12 protein-coding genes, 2 tRNA genes, 3 rRNA genes and 2 pseudogenes are annotated in these 18977 nt (G+C 60.3%); 5 read left to right on the top strand and 14 right to left on the bottom strand.

Annotated elements, in window-relative coordinates; genetic code table 11:
- Positions 1-60: 60 nt before the first annotated feature.
- Both OKW39_RS40550 and OKW39_RS40545 read right to left on the bottom strand, forming a co-directional pair.
- A complete protein-coding gene (locus tag OKW39_RS40550) occupies positions 61-1047 on the bottom strand; it encodes an ABC transporter substrate-binding protein (RefSeq protein ID WP_090806177.1) in 987 nt (328 codons plus the stop codon).
- A gap of 181 nt (positions 1048-1228) precedes the next feature.
- Entirely contained in the window at positions 1229-1831 is a 603-nt protein-coding gene (locus OKW39_RS40545) for an alpha-ketoglutarate-dependent dioxygenase AlkB family protein (RefSeq protein WP_429565214.1), read from the bottom strand.
- A 140-nt stretch (positions 1832-1971) separates the two neighbouring features.
- Here OKW39_RS40545 and OKW39_RS40540 point away from each other — a divergent pair, with 140 nt between their 5' ends.
- Positions 1972-2556: a malonic semialdehyde reductase gene (locus tag OKW39_RS40540; RefSeq protein WP_429565213.1), complete on the top strand. Its 585-nt coding sequence runs from the start codon at positions 1972-1974 to the stop codon at positions 2554-2556.
- 58 nt (positions 2557-2614) lie between these two features.
- Here OKW39_RS40540 and OKW39_RS40535 read toward each other — a convergent pair whose 3' ends face one another.
- Positions 2615-2962, bottom strand: coding sequence for a hypothetical protein (locus OKW39_RS40535; RefSeq protein ID WP_090806184.1), 348 nt, complete (start codon positions 2960-2962; stop codon positions 2615-2617).
- Positions 2963-3362: 400 nt separating this feature from the next.
- Between OKW39_RS40535 and OKW39_RS40530 the strand changes: the two genes are divergently transcribed.
- The 3 genes from OKW39_RS40530 (at position 3363) to OKW39_RS40520 (ending at position 6125) form a co-directional block, all read left to right on the top strand.
- On the top strand, positions 3363-4526 hold the full coding sequence (locus OKW39_RS40530) for a metallophosphoesterase (RefSeq protein WP_090806186.1): 1164 nt from the start codon (positions 3363-3365) through the stop codon (positions 4524-4526).
- A gap of 474 nt (positions 4527-5000) precedes the next feature.
- On the top strand, positions 5001-5708 hold the full coding sequence (locus tag OKW39_RS40525) for an MgtC/SapB family protein (RefSeq protein WP_429565212.1): 708 nt from the start codon (positions 5001-5003) through the stop codon (positions 5706-5708).
- Between the two features lie 162 nt (positions 5709-5870).
- On the top strand, positions 5871-6125 hold the full coding sequence (locus OKW39_RS40520) for a GlsB/YeaQ/YmgE family stress response membrane protein (RefSeq protein ID WP_090806189.1): 255 nt from the start codon (positions 5871-5873) through the stop codon (positions 6123-6125).
- A 104-nt stretch (positions 6126-6229) separates the two neighbouring features.
- On the opposite strand, the gene OKW39_RS40515 is transcribed toward OKW39_RS40520, so the two are convergent.
- The 3 genes from OKW39_RS40515 to OKW39_RS40505 all read right to left on the bottom strand — a co-directional run bounded on the left by OKW39_RS40515 (position 6230) and on the right by OKW39_RS40505 (position 10477).
- Positions 6230-7729, bottom strand: coding sequence for an acetyl-CoA hydrolase/transferase family protein (locus tag OKW39_RS40515; RefSeq protein WP_429565211.1), 1500 nt, complete (start codon positions 7727-7729; stop codon positions 6230-6232).
- Between the two features lie 177 nt (positions 7730-7906).
- Complete coding sequence (locus OKW39_RS40510; protein WP_090806192.1) at positions 7907-8125, bottom strand: hypothetical protein; 219 nt, start codon at positions 8123-8125, stop codon at positions 7907-7909.
- A 138-nt stretch (positions 8126-8263) separates the two neighbouring features.
- Positions 8264-10477 (bottom strand): FUSC family protein, encoded by a 2214-nt coding sequence (locus OKW39_RS40505; protein WP_429565210.1) that lies wholly within the window; start codon positions 10475-10477, stop codon positions 8264-8266.
- Between the two features lie 199 nt (positions 10478-10676).
- Here OKW39_RS40505 and OKW39_RS40500 point away from each other — a divergent pair, with 199 nt between their 5' ends.
- Positions 10677-11687, top strand: coding sequence for a LysR family transcriptional regulator (locus tag OKW39_RS40500; protein ID WP_429565209.1), 1011 nt, complete (start codon positions 10677-10679; stop codon positions 11685-11687).
- Here OKW39_RS40500 and OKW39_RS40495 read toward each other — a convergent pair.
- The 8 genes and pseudogenes from OKW39_RS40495 to OKW39_RS40460 form a co-directional block, all read right to left on the bottom strand.
- A pseudogene (locus OKW39_RS40495) lies at positions 11676-12154 on the bottom strand (integrase core domain-containing protein); the annotation flags it as partial. The gene OKW39_RS40500 and the pseudogene OKW39_RS40495 overlap by 12 nt on opposite strands.
- Before the next feature lie 31 nt (positions 12155-12185).
- A pseudogene (locus tag OKW39_RS40490) lies at positions 12186-12266 on the bottom strand (hypothetical protein); the annotation flags it as partial.
- Between the two features lie 263 nt (positions 12267-12529).
- Positions 12530-12643, bottom strand: a 5S ribosomal RNA gene (gene rrf, locus OKW39_RS40485).
- 227 nt (positions 12644-12870) lie between these two features.
- Positions 12871-15752, bottom strand: a 23S ribosomal RNA gene (locus OKW39_RS40480).
- A 348-nt stretch (positions 15753-16100) separates the two neighbouring features.
- Positions 16101-16176: transfer RNA gene (locus OKW39_RS40475), tRNA-Ala, on the bottom strand.
- Between the two features lie 53 nt (positions 16177-16229).
- Positions 16230-16306, bottom strand: a tRNA-Ile gene (locus OKW39_RS40470).
- Between the two features lie 75 nt (positions 16307-16381).
- Positions 16382-17914 (bottom strand): 16S ribosomal RNA (locus OKW39_RS40465).
- Together the 16S, 23S and 5S rRNA genes with 2 tRNA genes alongside form the textbook arrangement of a ribosomal RNA operon.
- A 502-nt stretch (positions 17915-18416) precedes the next feature.
- Positions 18417-18977, bottom strand: coding sequence for a phosphonate degradation HD-domain oxygenase (locus tag OKW39_RS40460; protein ID WP_090806206.1), 561 nt, complete (start codon positions 18975-18977; stop codon positions 18417-18419).

Genomic DNA, 18977 nt, shown 5'->3' with positions numbered 1-18977 from the left:
TGAACACGCACACGCCGCGGCGCTCGCGCGAGCGCTGCCGCGGCGACGTTGCGCGCCGCGTCAGTACTTACGCGACGGCAGAGTTTGCGCGGCCACGCTCATCGGGAAGACAGTCTCCTGAGTCAGGATGCGCTTCGGCAGCGGCTTGCCAGCCACCACGTCTTTCACCGCCGACATCAGCTGCGGTCCGAGCAGCGGGCTGCACTCGACGTCGACGTTCATCTTGCCGGCGGCCATCGCCTGGAAGCCGCCCTTGGTTGCGTCGAACGAAACCACCACGACGTCCTTGCCCGGATGCATGCCGGCTTCTTCCATCGCCTGGATCGCGCCGAGCGCCATGTCGTCGTTATGAGCATAGACGACGTTGATCTTGTTGCCGTAGGTCTTGATGAACGCTTCCATCACCTGCTTGCCGCCGGCGAGCGTGAAGTCGCCGCTTTGCGACGCGATGATCTTGAACTTCGGATCGCTCTTGATCACTTCGATCAGACCCGCGTGGCGGTCGTTGGCCGGCGCGGAGCCGACCGTGCCTTGCAGCTCGGCGATGTTGACCGGACCTTTATCGTCCTTGTAGTGATCCGCGAGCCAGTGGCCGCCGCGCCGTCCTTCTTCGAGGAAGTCCGAGCCGATCATCGTCACGTACAGCGACGTGTCCTTCACGTCGATGTTGCGGTCGGTCAGGATCACCGGAATCTTCGCGGCCTTGGCTTCGAGCAGCACCGGCTCCCAGCCCGATTCGACGACCGGCGAGAACGCGATCACGTCGACCTTCTGCGCGATATACGAGCGGATCGCCTTGATCTGGTTTTCCTGCTTCTGCTGCGCGTCGGAGAATTTGAGGTTGATGCCGGCCTCCGTCGCCGCCGACTTCACCGATTCGGTATTCGCGGTGCGCCATGCGCTTTCCGCACCGACCTGCGCAAAACCGAGCGTAATTTTCTTGTCCTCGGCATGCGCGCCAGGCGTGGCCAGCGTCAGCGCTCCGAGACTCGCGCAAAGCGCGAGCGCGCCCAGAGCGCGACACGCGGCACGTCGTGTATTCGCCATGACAGTCTCCAATCGTTGTTGTGTAGACGACCCAGCGGTCTGCCCGGCCCTCGTGGCCCTCACGGCCCATGGATCGTGATGTAGCGTACTGTGCGAGGCGTTAACCGTCCAATCATATGATTCGCGCCCTCGATATCAATTTTGGTATGGCGCGCCGGTCAGAGCATTGCCGCTCGCTGCCTCAGGTCGGCGTCATTCTCGGAGTGACCCAGCGAAACGTCAGATTGATGCGCTCGCCGCTCACGCGCGGCTCCTTCGGCACCCGATGACGCCACTGCGCCTGGGTGTCGCCTTTCATCACGAGCAGGCTGCCGCCCTTCAGCGAGAACGATTGCACGACGCCGCTGCGGTTGTGCTGCAGATCGAACCTGCGCGCGACGCCGAGGCTCACCGACGCGATCACCGGTTGCTTGCCGAGTTCGGGCTCGCGGTCCGCGTGCCAGCCCATGCTGTCGGCGCCACTGCGGTAACGATTCAGCAGCACGCTGTTAAAACGCGCGCCGCTGGTCGCCTCGACGGCCGCCTTCAGTTCGGCGACGGCGGGCGTCCATGCTTGCGGCACGTTGCGGATGCCCGAGTACACGTACACCGCGTCCGGCTCGCCCTGCCAGGCGGTCAGACGCGGCAGTGCAACACGGCCGGTGGGCGTGCCCATCATGTCCTGGCGCCATTGCACTTCGTCGATCAGTCGGGCCAGCAGGCGTTCGGCGTCGGCCGCTGCGAGCCAGTCGGGATACCAGTCGACGTCGGGCGTCGGCAGGTCGTTGAATAAATCGGTGCTCATCGGAATGTCTGGATGCAAGCGGACAAGTCAAAACCCTGACTATTATGGCGACACCGGCTCACCCGCTGATTCACGCGCGTTGCTCTTTCATTCGACGCGGCTCTGCGCGTTCCCTCTGTTCTTTCGCACGGACTACTTCCATGACACTTTCGGATCAGGCGCTCGCGCAGCTCTTTCGCGACGCGCGTACGCACAATGGCTGGCAGAACAAGCCGATCGACGACGCCGTGCTGCGCGAGCTGATGGAGCTCGTACTGCTCGGCCCGACCTCGGCCAATTCGAGTCCGGGCCGCTTCGTGTTCGTCAGGACGCCGAAGGGCAAGGAGAAACTGCGCCCGGCGTTGTCGGCTGGCAATCTCGAGAAAACGATGGCCGCGCCCGTCACGGTGATCGTCGCCATGGACATGGCCTTCTACAAGTATCTGCCGAAACTGTTTCCCCATGCGGATGCGCGCAGCTGGTTCGTCGGCAACGAGCGGTTGATCGCGGACACGGCGTTTCGCAATTCGACGCTGCAAGGCGGGTATCTGATTCTCGCGGCGCGTGCGCTCGGTCTGGACACTGGGCCGATGTCGGGCTTCGATCAGGCCAAGGTCGACGAAGCGTTTTTTGCGGGCACGACGCTGAAGTCGAACTTCCTGATCAATCTTGGCCACGGCGATCCGTCAAAGCTGTTTGCACGCAGCCCGCGTTTTTCGTTCGACGAAGCGGCGCGCATAGTGTGACGGGGCGTTGATGATGGATGGCGCTGCGGGTGCGCGCCACGCGCTGGATCGGATCGCGTCAGGTCAGCACCGCGATATAAAAGACCACCGTGCCGATCAGCGCACCGATGAAGCAGAAGCCCTCTTCGGCTTCGTCGCCATTCGAGCGCAGCCACGCGCCGACCGCACCGAACAGGCCCGCGATGCCAAGCGCGACGCACACCATCACGACGTCGAACAGCGCGCTTTTGCCGAGTTCGGAGAAATCGATGTTGCGTACGCCGACGTAAAGCGCAATCGCCATCAGCGAGATACCGACGAGCGGCAGCATCACGTGGCTGCCCTCGTGCCCGACATGATGCTCATGATGAACATGATGCACGTCGTGCGCGTGATGCCACAGGTGGCCCGATTTGAGCAGCTTCATGATGTGCCTCCCCCCCGCCCGATCTTTCCAGGCGACAGAACCAGTCATGGCCGAAGCGCCCTACGCTGCCCCGGCAACAAGCTGGCTTGTTTCAAGCATACTCCACGCATGAATACAATTCAAAGCCCATTTAATTCGCTTGCATAGGCATTGAATGCGTGGCGCGCGGCCCTGTAAGTATGTGCTGAGCACGGAATGCGCCTGCCCCGGCGAACACTTTTCGTGGCGCGTCCCGGCGGCTTCGGGGCCGGCGTGTCGTGCGGTGCGGGAGCACGAATTTTGCGGCTACGGCAAGGGACCGAACATGTCGGTAGAATGATTCGCCGCGTTCGTTAACCGATCGCCGCCGCGCTGTCGCTGATGCCGGCCCTTTGGCCTCCTTCCCACCCTGATCCTCTTTATGCGACGTTCATCGTTTCTTGTCCGCATCATCCTGATTGGCATCCTGCTGCATATCTACGTCGGCTTGCGCCTGATTCCCGACATGCCGATCACCGCGGCCGGCCGCGGGCTGTGCGCGCTGTGGCTCGTGCTGTCGATCTTCCTGATCCCGGTCGGCATGATGGCGCGCGGCTTCAAGCGCCAGCCGCTCGGCGACCGGCTCGCGTGGGTGGGCCTGCTCGCGATGGGCTTCTTCTCGTCGCTGCTGGTACTGACGTTCGCGCGCGACCTCGTGCTGGCGTCGCTGCTGACGATCGACGCGATCTGGCCGAACACGCTCACGATCGCGCATTGGCGCACCGGCTCGGCGGCGGCGGTGCCGCTGCTCGCGCTGCTGTCGACGCTGATCGGCCTGTTCAACGCGCGCCGTCGCGCGCGCGTCGTCACGATCGACGTGCCGATCGACGATCTGCCCGCCGCGCTCGACGGCTTCACGATCGTGCAGATCAGTGACATCCACGTCGGCCCGACGATCAAGGGCCGCTATGTCGATGCGATCGTCGACGCGGTGAACCGGCTCAAGCCGGATCTGATCGCGGTGACGGGCGACGTCGTCGACGGCAGCGTGCCGCAGCTGAGCCGGCATACGCAGCCGCTGTCGCGGCTCGCCGCGCGGCACGGTGCGTTTCTCGTGACCGGCAATCACGAGTACTACTCCGGAGCGAACTCGTGGATCGCCGAATTCCGCCGGCTCGGCTTGCGGGTGCTGCTGAACGAACACGTGATCGTCGACCATGACGGCGCGCGCGCCGTCATCGCCGGCGTCACCGATTACTCGGCGGGTCATCACGACCCCGCGCATCGCAGCGACCCGGTCGCGGCGCTCGCCGGCGCGCCGGGCGACGTGCTGATCAGGGTGCTGCTCGCGCATCAGCCGCGTTCGGCCGAAGCGGCGGCGGCGGCCGGCTTTACGCTGCAGTTGTCGGGTCATACGCACGGCGGTCAGTTCTTTCCGTGGAATTTCTTTGTGCGCCTGCAACAGCCGTTCACGGCAGGCCTCGCGCGCCTGAACGGACTCTGGGTTTATACGAGTCGCGGTACGGGCTATTGGGGTCCGCCGAAACGACTCGGTGCGCCTTCGGAAATCACGCGCTTGAGACTCGTGCCGGGCGAACCGGATTGAACTCAACATTCGCAGTCCGGAGCAATTAATCACGGCCTGTCTACGATACGGCTGTAGCAAACCCACATGCGCACTCTCCGCCGATCGCGGCTTGACTGAACTTTACGCCGCCCTCTAAAATTCCCGCAATTCTTTTAACCGGAATCACGATCTTGGACAGTAGCAGCTGTACCAGCCGAGTATCGATTTGCCCGCTCGCCTGAGCGGCAGGATTTCCGCGTCAGGTGTCCCTGTCGCCGTCCTGCCCTGGGGCTCGATGGCGCACGTCGCTCTCATTTCATTGTCATTCGCGTACTGTCGGTGAAACAGCGTGGCTCGATGCCATGCCGATGCCGCACGCTTGCGGCCGCTGCACGCGTGTGCGCGCGTATTTCGTTCCACCCTCATGCGCTTACCGCGCACGAGGTAGACGACTTGACGTTCCCACGCCTAGGCTTCACCCTGCGGCAGCACGCACGCCAACCTTTCTGAACGATGACACTCGAATTCTTCCTGCGGCTTCTGACCGCTTTTGCTTGCGGCGTCGCGATTGGCCTCGAACGACAGATGCGCCAGCGCACTGCCGGCCTGCGCACGATCACGCTCGTGGCGAGCGGCGCGTGCCTGTTCGTCACGCTCGGCGTGCTGACCGGCAACGGCGTCAGCGGCGTCACGCAGATTGCCGCCTATGTGGTGTCCGGCGTCGGCTTTCTTGGCGGCGGCGTCATCATGCGCGACAAAGGCTCGATCCAGGGGATCAACACCGCGGCGACGCTGTGGTGCTCGGCGGCCGTCGGCGTGTTGAGCGGCGCGGGACATTACGGACCGGCGCTCGCGGGCACCGCGGTCGTGCTGCTGGCCAACACCGTGCTGCGTGAAGTGAGCCGGATGATCAACTCGACGCCGGTTTCAAACGCCGACCTCGTGCGCGAGTACGTGCTGACGATCGTCTGCCGCGAAGCCGACGAGATCAACATTCGCGCCGCGATTTCCAACTCCATGTACTCGGCGCCGCTGTCGTTCCAGAGCCTCACGAGCGAGGATGTCGAGGACGAACCGGCGCGCATTCGCGTGACGGCGACGCTGACGATGCATCCGAAGGATCAATCGAAGCTCGAACAGATGGCGAGCCGCCTGAGCATGGAAAAGAGCGTGTCCAGCGTCAGTTGGACCGCGCGGGAAGCGGAGCCGACGCCCGAGTGAAGCGCGGCGCGTAAGTCTCCTTTGTTCGCGCGCATCGTCTACACTTAGCTGGCAGCAGATTCAGAGAATGTTAATTCCGCGTCGTGAACGTGGACGGTCCCATAACCTTCGACTAAGCTCTGTCACCGTGATTTGTTCACACTCAACCAGGGAGTCTCGAATATGGAACACGGCATCATCGCATGGATCATCATCGGCGCGATCGCGGGCTGGCTCGCGGGTGTGCTGGTCAGGGGCGGCGGCTTCGGCCTGATCGTCGACATCATCGTCGGGATCATCGGCGCGTTCATCGGCGGGTGGCTCGCCGGCGTGCTGCATATCTCGCTTGGCGGCGGCTGGATCAGCTCGATCGTCACCGCGTTGATCGGAGCGGTCATTCTGCTGTTTATTATCCGGCTCGTGCGACGAGGGTCCTGAGTACGGCATCCGACGTCATCAAGCGCCAGCGGGTTCGAATCGCTGGCGCTTTTTTATGACCTGTTGCTTCTCCTTTTATCGCCGCGGTTGTGGCCGCCGCAGAATCAGGCCGGCAGCATCGACCCCGTATCGCGCAGCCGCGTATGCCATGCAAACGCCTGATCGAGGCAATGCGGCGTCTGCCCTCCCCAGAGCGACGCATCGTGGTAGTAGTCGCGCAACAGCTCGCGATACCGCGGATGTACGCAATGCTCGATGATCAGCGTCGCGCGTTCGCGCGGCGCGAGGCCGCGCAGATCGGCGAGACCCTGCTCGGTGACGACGACGTCGACGTCGTGTTCGTTGTGATCGCAATGCGGCACCATCGGCACGATGCTCGAAATGCGGCCGTCCTTCGCGGTCGACTTGCTCGCGAACACCGCGCACGACGCATTGCGCGCAAAGTCGCCCGAGCCGCCGATGCCGTTCATCATATGCGTGCCGCCGACATGCGTCGAATTGACGTTGCCGTAGATATCGAATTCGAGCGCGGTATTGAGCGCGATCAGACCGAGCCGCCGAATCACCTCGGGATGGTTGCTGACTTCCTGCGGACGCAGCACGAGCCGGTCGCGATAGCGCTCGATATCGCCAAATACCTGCGCCTGCCACGCGGCCGACAACGTGATCGACGCGCCGGACGCGAACGCGACCTTACCAGCGTCCATCAGATCGAACGTCGAATCCTGCAGGACTTCCGAATAAATTTCGAACACCTCGAAAGGCGAATCGACGAATCCTGCCAGCACCGCGTTGGCGATCGTACCGATGCCCGCCTGCAGCGGCGGCAACTGCTTCGGCATGCGGCCACGCGTGACTTCGTGCTGGAAAAATTCGATCAAATGACCGGCGATCAACGCGGTTTCCCGATCCGCGGGCAAGACCGTGGACGGGCTGTCGGCCATGTCCGTCATCACGATCGCCGCGATTTTCTCGGGCGCAATCTCGATAGCGGGTGTGCCGACGCGATCCTGCGCGCGCACGATCGGCAGCGGCTCGCGATGCGGCCGGCGCCCCGGAATCCAGATGTCGTGCAAGCCTTCGAGCCCGAGCGGCTGCGCAAGATTGATCTCGACGATGACCTTGTCCGCGAGAATCGCGAAGCTCGCCGAATTGCCGACCGACGTCGTCGGCACGATACCGCCGCTCTCCGTGATCGCGGCGGCTTCGATGATCGCGACATCGAGCTTGCCGAGCTGGTTCGCGCGCAGCATCTCGACGGTCTCGGACAGATGCTGATCGACGAACATCACTTCGCCGCGATTGATGGCGTCGCGCAGCGTCTTGTCTACCTGAAACGGCAGACGGCGCGCGAGCACATGCGCTTCGGTCAGCATGCGGTCAACGTCATGACCGAGCGAGGCGCCCGTCATCAACGTGATGCGCAGCGGCTCGCCCAGCCGGCGCGCACGCTCGGCGAGCGCGACCGGCACGGCCTTCGCGTCGCCCGCGCGCGTGAAGCCGCTTGCACCCACCCGCATGCCGTCGTGAATCAGAAGCGCCGCGTCGGCGGCCGTGGTGATTTTTCCGCGCAGCGCGGCGCAGCGAATTCGGTCTTCGTACATGAAAGGGAGTCTCTCCATAGTCGCCAGCTCCGTCTACTGGTGCGCACGTCTGCGGTGTGCTTCGCTCAATAGGCGGTTGCCGCACCCGCCGCGGCGTCTCGATCGGACGGCGTCGCGAGCAGGTGTTGGGTCGCGCGATAGGATCCGCGACAGGTGTTGCGCGTGAGGCAGCCGGACTTAGCTGCCGAAGTAGATGTTGCAGAAGCTCATCGGGCCGACACATTCATCAGCTTTCGCTTTCGGCGCTTCCACATGCTTGCGCGGGGCAACCTTATCGGTGCGCTGGCCATCCGCTTGCGCAACCTGCTGCTCCGGCGCGGCCGGCGCCGTCTGTGCATAGGCGGCGGCAGCGGTGGACAAAGAACAGGCAATCAGGACCATCTTCAACACTTTCATCTCGTTCTCCAGGACTTACGACTACTGCGACGAATACTGCGAGGCAGTGACGAAACTATATGACCGCCACCTACGCGAATAAACGGGGCCGCCCGGAAGGGATCTTTCCATCTGGCAGAAAGATCCACGCAGCATTGCTCAGCGACGATTGAAGGGCGCGTCCTTGTCGAGCAACGCGCTGCGAATGAAGTGCAGACAGCTCGAGATACGTTGCAGATCGTGATGCCGGGCGCGCTCGGCGTGCACTGCCTGCAGCATGTCTTGCGCGAGCCAGGTGGCCGAGCGCACGGCGACGAGTGCGCGTTCGAGCGAACGTGGACCTGGGCGTTCGAAGAGCCGGGCAAGATCGTCGCACGCGTGTTCGATCACGCTGCGCCAACGCGGCTGAAGGGGGTCGGCATAATCGGCGCGTGCGGCTTCGTTGCGCAGATCGATGACGGCGTGACCTACTTCGATCGTCGCGAGCATCCAGCGAAGTGCGTCGCGCCGTCGTCGTGAACGGTGCGTCAACAGCACGCGCAGTTGCGAAGTCAGATCATGCGTGCCCGACTGGAAACGTTGGTTCAGACCCGGCAGCGCGTCCTTGCATGCCGACACCGATTGCGCTCGCAGGTCGCCCATGATCCGGTCGATGAGCCAGCGCATATCGGCGGGAAAGACCACCGCGAAAACAACCGCTGCGAGCAGCATCGACGCGGTGAGCGCGATGCCGTTGTTGATCAGCAGATCGGGCACGTAGCTGACGACGTTGTCCGGCCCGGCCAGCAGACAGAAGAACACCGAAAAGCCGATGCCAAGCCCAGCCGCGCCGCGACGCGTCGCGATGAATGCGCCGAGCGCGAGCACCGGCGCGAGTACTGCGCAAAGCAGCGGGAAACCATCGATGTTCGGATACACGTAGCACATGAACACATAGCCGGCCAGCGTCGCGAGCACCGCGCCGATTGCCATCTGGATGGCCATTCTGGTGGCGCTTGGCGCGGTGGACGTCAACGCGCAGACCAGTGTTGCGCCAATTACGGCGAGACCGCCGCTCGGCCAGTTGGTCGCGATCCAGAACGCACCGGCGATTCCGATGACGACAGCCGAGCGCACGAATGTGAACAATACGGCGAAGCGGTTTGTGCGGCTTATAGGTCTGCTTGTGCGGTGGCTATTAGTTGGGCTTGAGCTGCATCGTAGGCTGTGCTGCCGGCTTGCTGTTTTGCGCCACAAGCATGCATAGGTTTGCGAATAGTTTATCCATTCGCCCACGAATCGATACAGCAATTCGGCTGCCGTGTTGAAGTCCGCAAGCGATTCCGCGGACGCGGCTTCGAATGGCCGCCTGGTTTCGCGTACCCGGCGTGGCAAGCTCGCTCGAAAGGGGCGCAGATCGGCTGCTGCGTGCGATGCTTCGACGCCGGCTTCAGCTTGTGCTTCGAACAAGGCTCCCAGTTCGTCGAGGTACGGACCGATGGCCGCGAGTATCGACACAGCGCGGCTGGCGCGCAACCGTTTGAGCAACTGATTCAGCGCATGCAGACGCGCGCACGCATCCATGAATTCGCTATTCAGACGCGCCAGATGCGCACTGCGCGAGCGCATCGCCGGATCTTCGAATGCGACGAACGTGCGGGTTGCTTCGAGGCCAGCGATTTCGTCGACGAAATCCGCGAAACGCCGTTCGAACTGATTGCGCTCCAGCCCGCGTGCGAGCACGTCGACAGCATACGCAGTAAAATTCGCGTACCTGATCTGAAGGTTACGTCGCAGCGCAAGGATCGAGCGCTGGGGCAGCAGCAACGCGCTGACCGCGCTCGAACACACGATGCCGACCGCCACTTCGGCGGCACGCGTGAGTGCGGCGAGGAACAGTCCCTGAGGCGTCGTCACGTTTGGAATGCCGATCAGCGCGGCGGTGTAACCCGCGAGCACAAAACCGTACCATCTGAAATGCCGATACCTGACCGCCGCAGCAATACAGGCGCTCACCCACACGATCATGCCGAGCATGTACAGTTCGGGCTGCTGAACGAACAGCCCGCCGAGCACGAGCGCGGCCACGGTCCCTACTGCCGTTCCGAGAATCCGGTAGAAGCTCTTCGCGAGCACCATGCCGCTGAACGGTTGCATCAACACAAAGACAGTGGTCATCGCAATGCGCGGCTGCGGCAGATCGAGCAGCATCGCGATGCCCAACGCCAGCAGACCGGCGGTGACCGTCTTCAGCAGATGCAGCCAGGTCAGACCGTCGCTGCTGGCCCAGTCCCGCACGGCGCGATTGAGTTTGGCTCGGCTGAGGCGTCGCCGCATGACGCCGCGCGGACCGAAGAAATCCGCCGACGGTTCGATCGCATGATCGGGTTTCATCTGAAAACAGTGCACCCTACGTGGTCGCTGAGAGAGCCTCCGGACAGAATGGCCGACACCGGCAGGCGAGGCGCCGATTGTAGGAGTCCGCGATGTGTACATTAAGCCGATGGGTGCAGAACATCTGTTCCAGAACGGACAACAATAGTGTTCTGAGACTGACGGAAAATATGATCTTGATCATGAAACAGAAGGTTTGATGGACACGCTACAAAATATGCGAGTGTTTGTGCGCGTGGTTGAAGCCGGCAGCTTCACCGCGGCCGCGCAATCGCTCAATTCAACGACCGGCGCGATGTCTCGCGCGGTCTCGGAGCTTGAAGCACATCTGCGCACGCGCCTGCTGAATCGCTCGACGCGTCGGCTTGCGCTGACCACCGCCGGCGAGCGCTATCTGAAACGATCGCAGCAGATCCTCGCGGATGTCGATGTTGCGGAAGAAGAAGCCAGTTGCGCACACGAGCGACCAACCGGCGCACTGCGCATGCATAGCTTTGCGAGCATCGGCCAGCACTACGTCCTGCCAGCCATTTCGCGTTACCGCGAGCTTTATCCTGATGTGACCGTCGAGTTGACGCTATCGCAGCGCATGCCCGATCTGTTCGAGGGCAGCGCCGACGTGGCCGTGATCGGCGCATCGACGCTGCCGAATTCTGACCTCGTATCGTTTCCGCTGGGGACGACGTTCAGCATCCTGTGCGCATCGCCGGCCTACGTGCGGGCGCACGGCGCGCCGCAAGAACCGGCTGACCTTGCGCATCACGAATGTCTGATCCTGCATACGCCGGCGTTCCCGCCACATGAATGGACGCTCGACGGCCCGAACGGCAGTGAGTTGATGGAAGTCGACGGCCCCGTGCATGTGAACATCGCCGAATCATTGATCGTGGCGATCCGCGAAGGCATGGGCATCGGCATGGTGCCGCTCTACGCGGCCATTTCCGGGTTGCGCGATGGCACGCTGGTGCGCGTGTTGCCGGAATATACGCTGCAGAAGACGACTGTTTATGCGCTCTATCCGTCGCGCAAATTCATCGATGCAAAGACGCGCACGTGGGTCGAATTCTTGCGCTCGCATCTGCCGACGGTGATTGCGCGCGACGAAGCATTGCTTGCTGAGGTCGGGCAACCGGGGGGCGGAGATGACCCAGTGCAGCTGGTTGGAGTTGCCCCTGCAACTCAGGACACGCGGACACCGTTAGGTCAATGAAGTCGCGGCAGCACGCCTGAACTCATGCGGCGAGCGGTATTCCAGGGTTTTGTGCGGATGGCGCTCATTGTAGTGTTCAAATGCAACAGCCAGACTCGAGAGCGCCGCTGGCGCGCCAGGCTCGTCCATACAGGCGACGTAATTGTCGCTTCATGATCTTCACGAACGATTCGACCATGCCATTGCTCTGCGGAGAACGTGCCGGCGTTGTCAATGGCTCCAGGGCCAATTCGCGAGCGAAGCTGCGAGTGCGGTGGTCGACATAAGTCGAGCCGTTGTCCGTCAACCATTCGATGGACGGCGCGACCTGCCCGGTGCCGAATTGCTGCGCGACGGCGGCCAGCATCGCGTTGCGCACTACATCACCGCTATGCCCGCCGGTCCCCGCCGCCCAGCCAATCGCCTCTCCGATCGCAGCAGTCGAGTGCGAACGTTACGCGCAACGGCGTGCCATCGTCGCACCGGAACATCTGTGTTGCGATCAGCCTGCGCCACCCAGTTGTAGATGGTCTGTGCAGTCGGCTCGAACTCCTTTTCCAGTTCCTCCCGCCTGCGCCCGGCCTTCACCAGCTCGACCATTTGCGCCCGAAATTCCGCCGGGTACGGGGTACGATGCTTGCCGATAATCGGCACCTCCTTCTCCAAAGGATAGATGTCCGTTTTTCTGGGTCAACTTCAGTATGCGCAAAAAAGCGTCGATCAACAGGCTACTTTTGGCAGTGGCTGGCAACGGCGTCCGACCACGCTTGTTGTTCGTGCTCGGTCGAGCATGTTGCTGTTGATTTTGGCCGCGTAAACGCAAAAACCCCACCGCGGCGGGTGGGGTTTCTGACTGGGGGGGAGCCTGACGATTACCTACTTTCACACGGGCAATCCGCACTATCATCGGCGTGGAGTCGTTTCACGGTCCTGTTCGGGATGGGAAGGGGTGGGGCCGACTCGCTATGGTCATCAGGCATGACGGGTTGCTGCGTCGCAGGGTTGGAGTCAACCGGTTGCGCCACAGCCAATCGGGAAGAAGCGTAAAGGATTCGAGTGTGGGGGGTTGTGTTGTTTCTGGCACAACACTGAATCCCAACCGTGCGTTTCTGTGAGCTCCCGCGGGAGGTCACACAAATCCCCTTCGGGGATCGGACCCGCGTAAGTGCTGAAGCACTCACGCGGGTCGAGACACACCTGTTATAGGATCAAGCCTTACGGGCAATTAGTATCAGTTAGCTCAGTACATTACTGTACGTGCACACCTGACCTATCAACGTCCTGGTCTTGAACGACCCTTCAAGGGGCTCGAAGCCCCGGGGATATCTCATCTTAAGGCGAGTTTCCCGCTTAGATGCTTTCAGCGGTTATCTCTTCCGAACATAGCTACCCGGCGATGCCACTGGCGTGACAACCGGTACACCAGAGGTTCGTCCACTCCGGTCCTCTCGTACTAGGAGCAGCCCCCTTCAAATATCCAGCGCCCACGGCAGATAGGGACCAAACTGTCTCACGACGTTTTAAACCCAGCTCACGTACCTCTTTAAATGGCGAACAGCCATACCCTTGGGACCGGCTACAGCCCCAGGATGAGATGAGCCGACATCGAGGTGCCAAACACCGCCGTCGATATGAACTCTTGGGCGGTATCAGCCTGTTATCCCCAGAGTACCTTTTATCCGTTGAGCGATGGCCCTTCCATACAGAACCACCGGATCACTATGACCTGCTTTCGCACCTGTTCGACTTGTCAGTCTCACAGTCAAGCACGCTTATGCCATTGCACTATCAGCACGATTTCCGACCGTACCTAGCGTACCTTCGTACTCCTCCGTTACACTTTGGGAGGAGACCGCCCCAGTCAAACTGCCTACCATGCACTGTCCCCGACCCGGATCACGGGCCAAGGTTAGAACCTCAAACAGATCAGGGTGGTATTTCAAGGACGGCTCCATTGAGACTGGCGTCCCAACTTCATAGCCTCCCACCTATCCTACACAGACCGGTTCAAAGTCCAATGCAAAGCTGCAGTAAAGGTTCATGGGGTCTTTCCGTCTAGCCGCGGGGAGATTGCATCATCACAAACACTTCAACTTCGCTGAGTCTCGGGAGGAGACAGTGTGGCCATCGTTACGCCATTCGTGCAGGTCGGAACTTACCCGACAAGGAATTTCGCTACCTTAGGACCGTTATAGTTACGGCCGCCGTTTACCGGGACTTCAATCAGGAGCTTGCACCCCATCATTTAATCTTCCGGCACCGGGCAGGCGTCACACCCTATACGTCCACTTTCGTGTTTGCAGAGTGCTGTGTTTTTATTAAACAGTCGCAGCCACCAGTTTATTGCAACCCTTTCACCCTTCTGGCGCAGGCCAGTCAGGCTATGAGGGCGTACCTTATCCCGAAGTTACGGTACCAATTTGCCGAGTTCCTTCTCCCGAGTTCTCTCAAGCGCCTTAGAATACTCATCTCGCCCACCTGTGTCGGTTTGCGGTACGGTCACTGTGAAACTGAAGCTTAGAGGCTTTTCCTGGAACCCCTTCCAGTTGCTTCGCCACCGAAGTGGCTCGCCTCGCACCCTTGAATTCTGCGCCCGGATTTGCCAAAGCGCCTTCTCCAATGCAAGGACCGGGACTTCCAACACCCGGACAACCTTCCGCGATCCGTCCCCCCATCGCATTTCACAATGGTGCAGAAATATTAATCTGCTTCCCATCAGCTACGCATTTCTGCCTCGCCTTAGGGGCCGACTCACCCTACGCCGATGAACGTTGCGTAGGAAACCTTGGGCTTACGGCGAGGGGGCCTTTCACCCCCTTTATCGCTACTCATGTCAGCATTCGCACTTCCGATACCTCCAGCACACTTTCCAGTGCACCTTCGCAGGCTTACGGAACGCTCTCCTACCATGCACATTACTGTGCATCCGCAGCTTCGGTATATGGCTTAGCCCCGTTACATCTTCCGCGCAGGACGACTCGATCAGTGAGCTATTACGCTTTCTTTAAAGGGTGGCTGCTTCTAAGCCAACCTCCTGACTGTTTTAGCCTTCCCACTTCGTTTCCCACTTAGCCATATTTGGGGACCTTAGCTGGCGGTCTGGGTTGTTTCCCTCTTGACACCGGACGTTAGCACCCGATGTCTGTCTCCCGTGATTGCACTCTTCGGTATTCGGAGTTTGCTATGGCGTAGTAATCCGCAATGGACCCCACAACCATGACAGTGCTCTACCCCCGAAGGTGATACACGAGGCACTACCTAAATAGTTTTCGGAGAGAACCAGCTATTTCCAGGTTTGTTTAGCCTTTCACCCCTATCCACAGCTCATCCCCTAACTTTTCAACGTTAGTGGGTTCGGTCCTCCAGCACGTGTTACCGTGCCTTCAACCTGGCCATGGATAGATCACCTGGTTTCGGGTCTACACCCAGCGACTGGACGCCCTGTTCGGACTCGCTTTCGCTACGCCTGCCCTAATCGGTTAAGCTCGCCACTGAATGTAAGTCGCTGACCCATTATACAAAAGGTACGCCGTCACCCCTTCGCAGAGGCTCCGACTGTTTGTATGCATGCGGTTTCAGGATCTGTTTCACTCCCCTCCCGGGGTTCTTTTCGCCTTTCCCTCACGGTACTGGTTCACTATCGGTCGATCACGAGTATTTAGCCTTGGAGGATGGTCCCCCCATCTTCAGACAGGATTTCACGTGTCCCGCCCTACTTCTCGTACACCCAGTTCTTCCATGCTGTTTTCGTCTACAGGGCTATCACCTGCTATGGCCGCACTTTCCAGAGCGTTCGACTAACAATACAGATAACGTGTACCGGCTGATCCCATTTCGCTCGCCACTACTCTGGGAATCTCGGTTGATTTCTTTTCCTGCGGTTACTTAGATGTTTCAGTTCACCGCGTTCGCCTCACGCAGCCTATGGATTCAGCTACGGATACTCCATTAGGAGTGGGTTTCCCCATTCGGACATCTCCGGATCAATGCTCGTTTGCCAGCTCCCCGGAGCTTTTCGCAGGCTACCGCGTCCTTCATCGCCTGTGATCGCCAAGGCATCCACCACATGCACTTGTTCGCTTGACCCTATAACGGGTGTGTCTCTGTGTCGACCCACGCTAGCGCTTTAGCGCTTACGTGGGTCCCATCCCCGCAGGGGATAGACGCACTCGCTACAGGTTGAGTATTCGTGTTGCGCCGTATTCCAAAGCAATCTTTCGATCACCTTTAAAATACATCGATACAATCACAACCCTGATTCACCTACTCCGCACCCATCTCCAGGTGCCTTTCGTGAATCTCTTTACTACTTCTTCCTGATTGTTAAAGAACGGCAGCCGGTATGAAGCCTGTGCCTCATACCGCTCTGACTGGCTCAATCGCCAATGCAAAGTACTCAGCATCACTTCGTGCTGAACCCTTGGCATTGAGGATTGGTGGAGGATGACGGGATCGAACCGACGACCCCCTGCTTGCAAAGCAGGTGCTCTCCCAGCTGAGCTAATCCCCCAGTCTCACAGATACTCCAGCGGCCCCAGCCCTTCAGCTCACCAGACAAGACACTGGTGGGTCTGGATGGATTCGAACCATCGACCCCCGCCTTATCAAGACGGTGCTCTAACCGGCTGAGCTACAGACCCCTGAGCCTGTCTGCGTTTCTTCTAACCACAGCCGATAAGCGTGAGCACTTGAGTGCAATGAATGCACAGCTCTGGAAAGGAGGTGATCCAGCCGCACCTTCCGATACGGCTACCTTGTTACGACTTCACCCCAGTCATGAATCCTACCGTGGTGACCGTCCTCCTTGCGGTTAGACTAGCCACTTCTGGTAAAACCCACTCCCATGGTGTGACGGGCGGTGTGTACAAGACCCGGGAACGTATTCACCGCGGCATGCTGATCCGCGATTACTAGCGATTCCAGCTTCACGCACCCGAGTTGCAGAGTGCGATCCGGACTACGATCGGTTTTCTGGGATTGGCTCCACCTCGCGGCTTGGCAACCCTCTGTTCCGACCATTGTATGACGTGTGAAGCCCTACCCATAAGGGCCATGAGGACTTGACGTCATCCCCACCTTCCTCCGGTTTGTCACCGGCAGTCTCCCTGGAGTGCTCTTGCGTAGCAACTAGGGACAAGGGTTGCGCTCGTTGCGGGACTTAACCCAACATCTCACGACACGAGCTGACGACAGCCATGCAGCACCTGTGTTATGGCTCCCTTTCGGGCACTCCCGCCTCTCGGCAGGATTCCATACATGTCAAGGGTAGGTAAGGTTTTTCGCGTTGCATCGAATTAATCCACATCATCCACCGCTTGTGCGGGTCCCCGTCAATTCCTTTGAGTTTTAATCTTGCGACCGTACTCCCCAGGCGGTCAACTTCACGCGTTAGCTACGTTACCAAGCCAATGAAGGCCCGACAACCAGTTGACATCGTTTAGGGCGTGGACTACCAGGGTATCTAATCCTGTTTGCTCCCCACGCTTTCGTGCATGAGCGTCAGTATTGGCCCAGGGGGCTGCCTTCGCCATCGGTGTTCCTCCACATCTCTACGCATTTCACTGCTACACGTGGAATTCCACCCCCCTCTGCCATACTCCAGCGCTGCAGTCACCAATGCAGTTCCCAGGTTAAGCCCGGGGATTTCACATCGGTCTTACAGCACCGCCTGCGCACGCTTTACGCCCAGTAATTCCGATTAACGCTCGCACCCTACGTATTACCGCGGCTGCTGGCACGTAGTTAGCCGGTGCTTATTCTTCCGGTACCGTCATCCCTCACGGATATTAGCCACGAGGTTTTCTTTCCGGACAAAAGTGCTTTACAACCCGAAGGCCTTCTTCACACACGCGGCATTGCTGGATCAGGCTTGCGCCCATTGTCCAAAATTCCCCACTGCTGCCTCCCGTAGGAGTCTGGGCCGTGTCTCAGTCCCAGTGTGGCTGGTCGTCCTCTCAGACCAGCTACAGATCGTCGGCTTGGTAGGCCTTTACCCCACCAACTACCTAATCTGCCATCGGCCGCCCCTTGAGCGCGAGGTCCCGAAAGATCCCCCGCTTTCCTCTCCCGAGCGTATGCGGTATTAATCCGGCTTTCGCCGGGCTATCCCCCACTCCAGGACACGTTCCGATGTATTACTCACCCGTTCGCCACTCGCCACCAGACCGAAGTCCGTGCTGCCGTTCGACTTGCATGTGTAAGGCATGCCGCCAGCGTTCAATCTGAGCCAGGATCAAACTCTTCAGTTCAAACCTGTTACTGTGTTCGGGCTCTCTCGAACCCGGTCGCTCACTCAACGTACTGACGATGATTGATCCGTCTTTCGACAGACAAACCTTCCTCTAATACTGTGTGAGGCTTCTGATACTTCTGCCTGACAGCAGACTCCGGAGAATCCGCCGCCGCATTCCGCATCAAGCGCCCACACTTATCGACTGTTAGTTTTTAAAGATCGGTCCGCCAAACCCGCCGCGCCTGAACCACCACTACCCGGCACTGCTTCGTTTGCGTCGCTGCGTCTGCAGCAGAGAAGCGAAATTATGGAGAACTTCCGTCGGATCGTCAACAGGTTTTTATCACTCGCCTAACCTGCCCACGCCGCCGAAGCCCACGCCATCAAAGGCTTCCCGCTTCTCCGCACCCCGGCGTCCGGAGCGCGAAAGTGCGGAATTCTAGTCGCCGACATCGGGACTTGCAAGCGATATTTTGACCGCTCGGCGCGCAACCTACCGCGACCCAAAACACCTCGACTCACGCAGTCGCATGCGCGCGCATCACCCGTTCGACCACGGCCAGATAATGGTCGATCCCCGGCGTCGCGCGATCCTTCTCTTTCGCGCGATCGTCCCATCGGCGCAAACGCATCGCGTCTTCGGCGTACGGTTTCTGCATAAACGCCTGCGCCTCTTCCCTGCTGAAGACCCCGCCCTGCAATTGCAAGCTGCGCACCGAGTCGGCGGACAGCTGGCCAAAATAGGTGGCGTCGATCGCGCACAGGCAGCGCTTCGCGTCGACGTGCAGACGAATCGGCTCCAGCACCGCATCCGACAACACCGGCCGCAAAAACGGCAAGGCGAAATACTGATGCAGATCGTCGACACCCCGTTCCGTCGGCGTCTCCCCTTGCAGGTTCAGCAGATGGCCGAGGTCGTGCAAGAACGCCGCGGCGACGAGTTCGTCGCTCGCGCCTTCCGCCTCGGCGAGCGCGCCGCTCTGCAACGCATGCTCGAGCTGCGTCACCGGCTCGCCGCTATACGCGAGGCTGCCGTGTCGCTCGAAGAGCACACGGATATCGTCGAGACTCAATGCCAC

This window comes from Paraburkholderia sp. MM6662-R1 (assembly GCF_050436245.1).
Classification (GTDB): Bacteria; Pseudomonadota; Gammaproteobacteria; order Burkholderiales; family Burkholderiaceae; genus Paraburkholderia; species Paraburkholderia tuberum.
The sequence above is the reverse complement of the archived record's forward strand: the minus strand, read 5'-3'. Positions and strand labels throughout refer to the sequence as shown.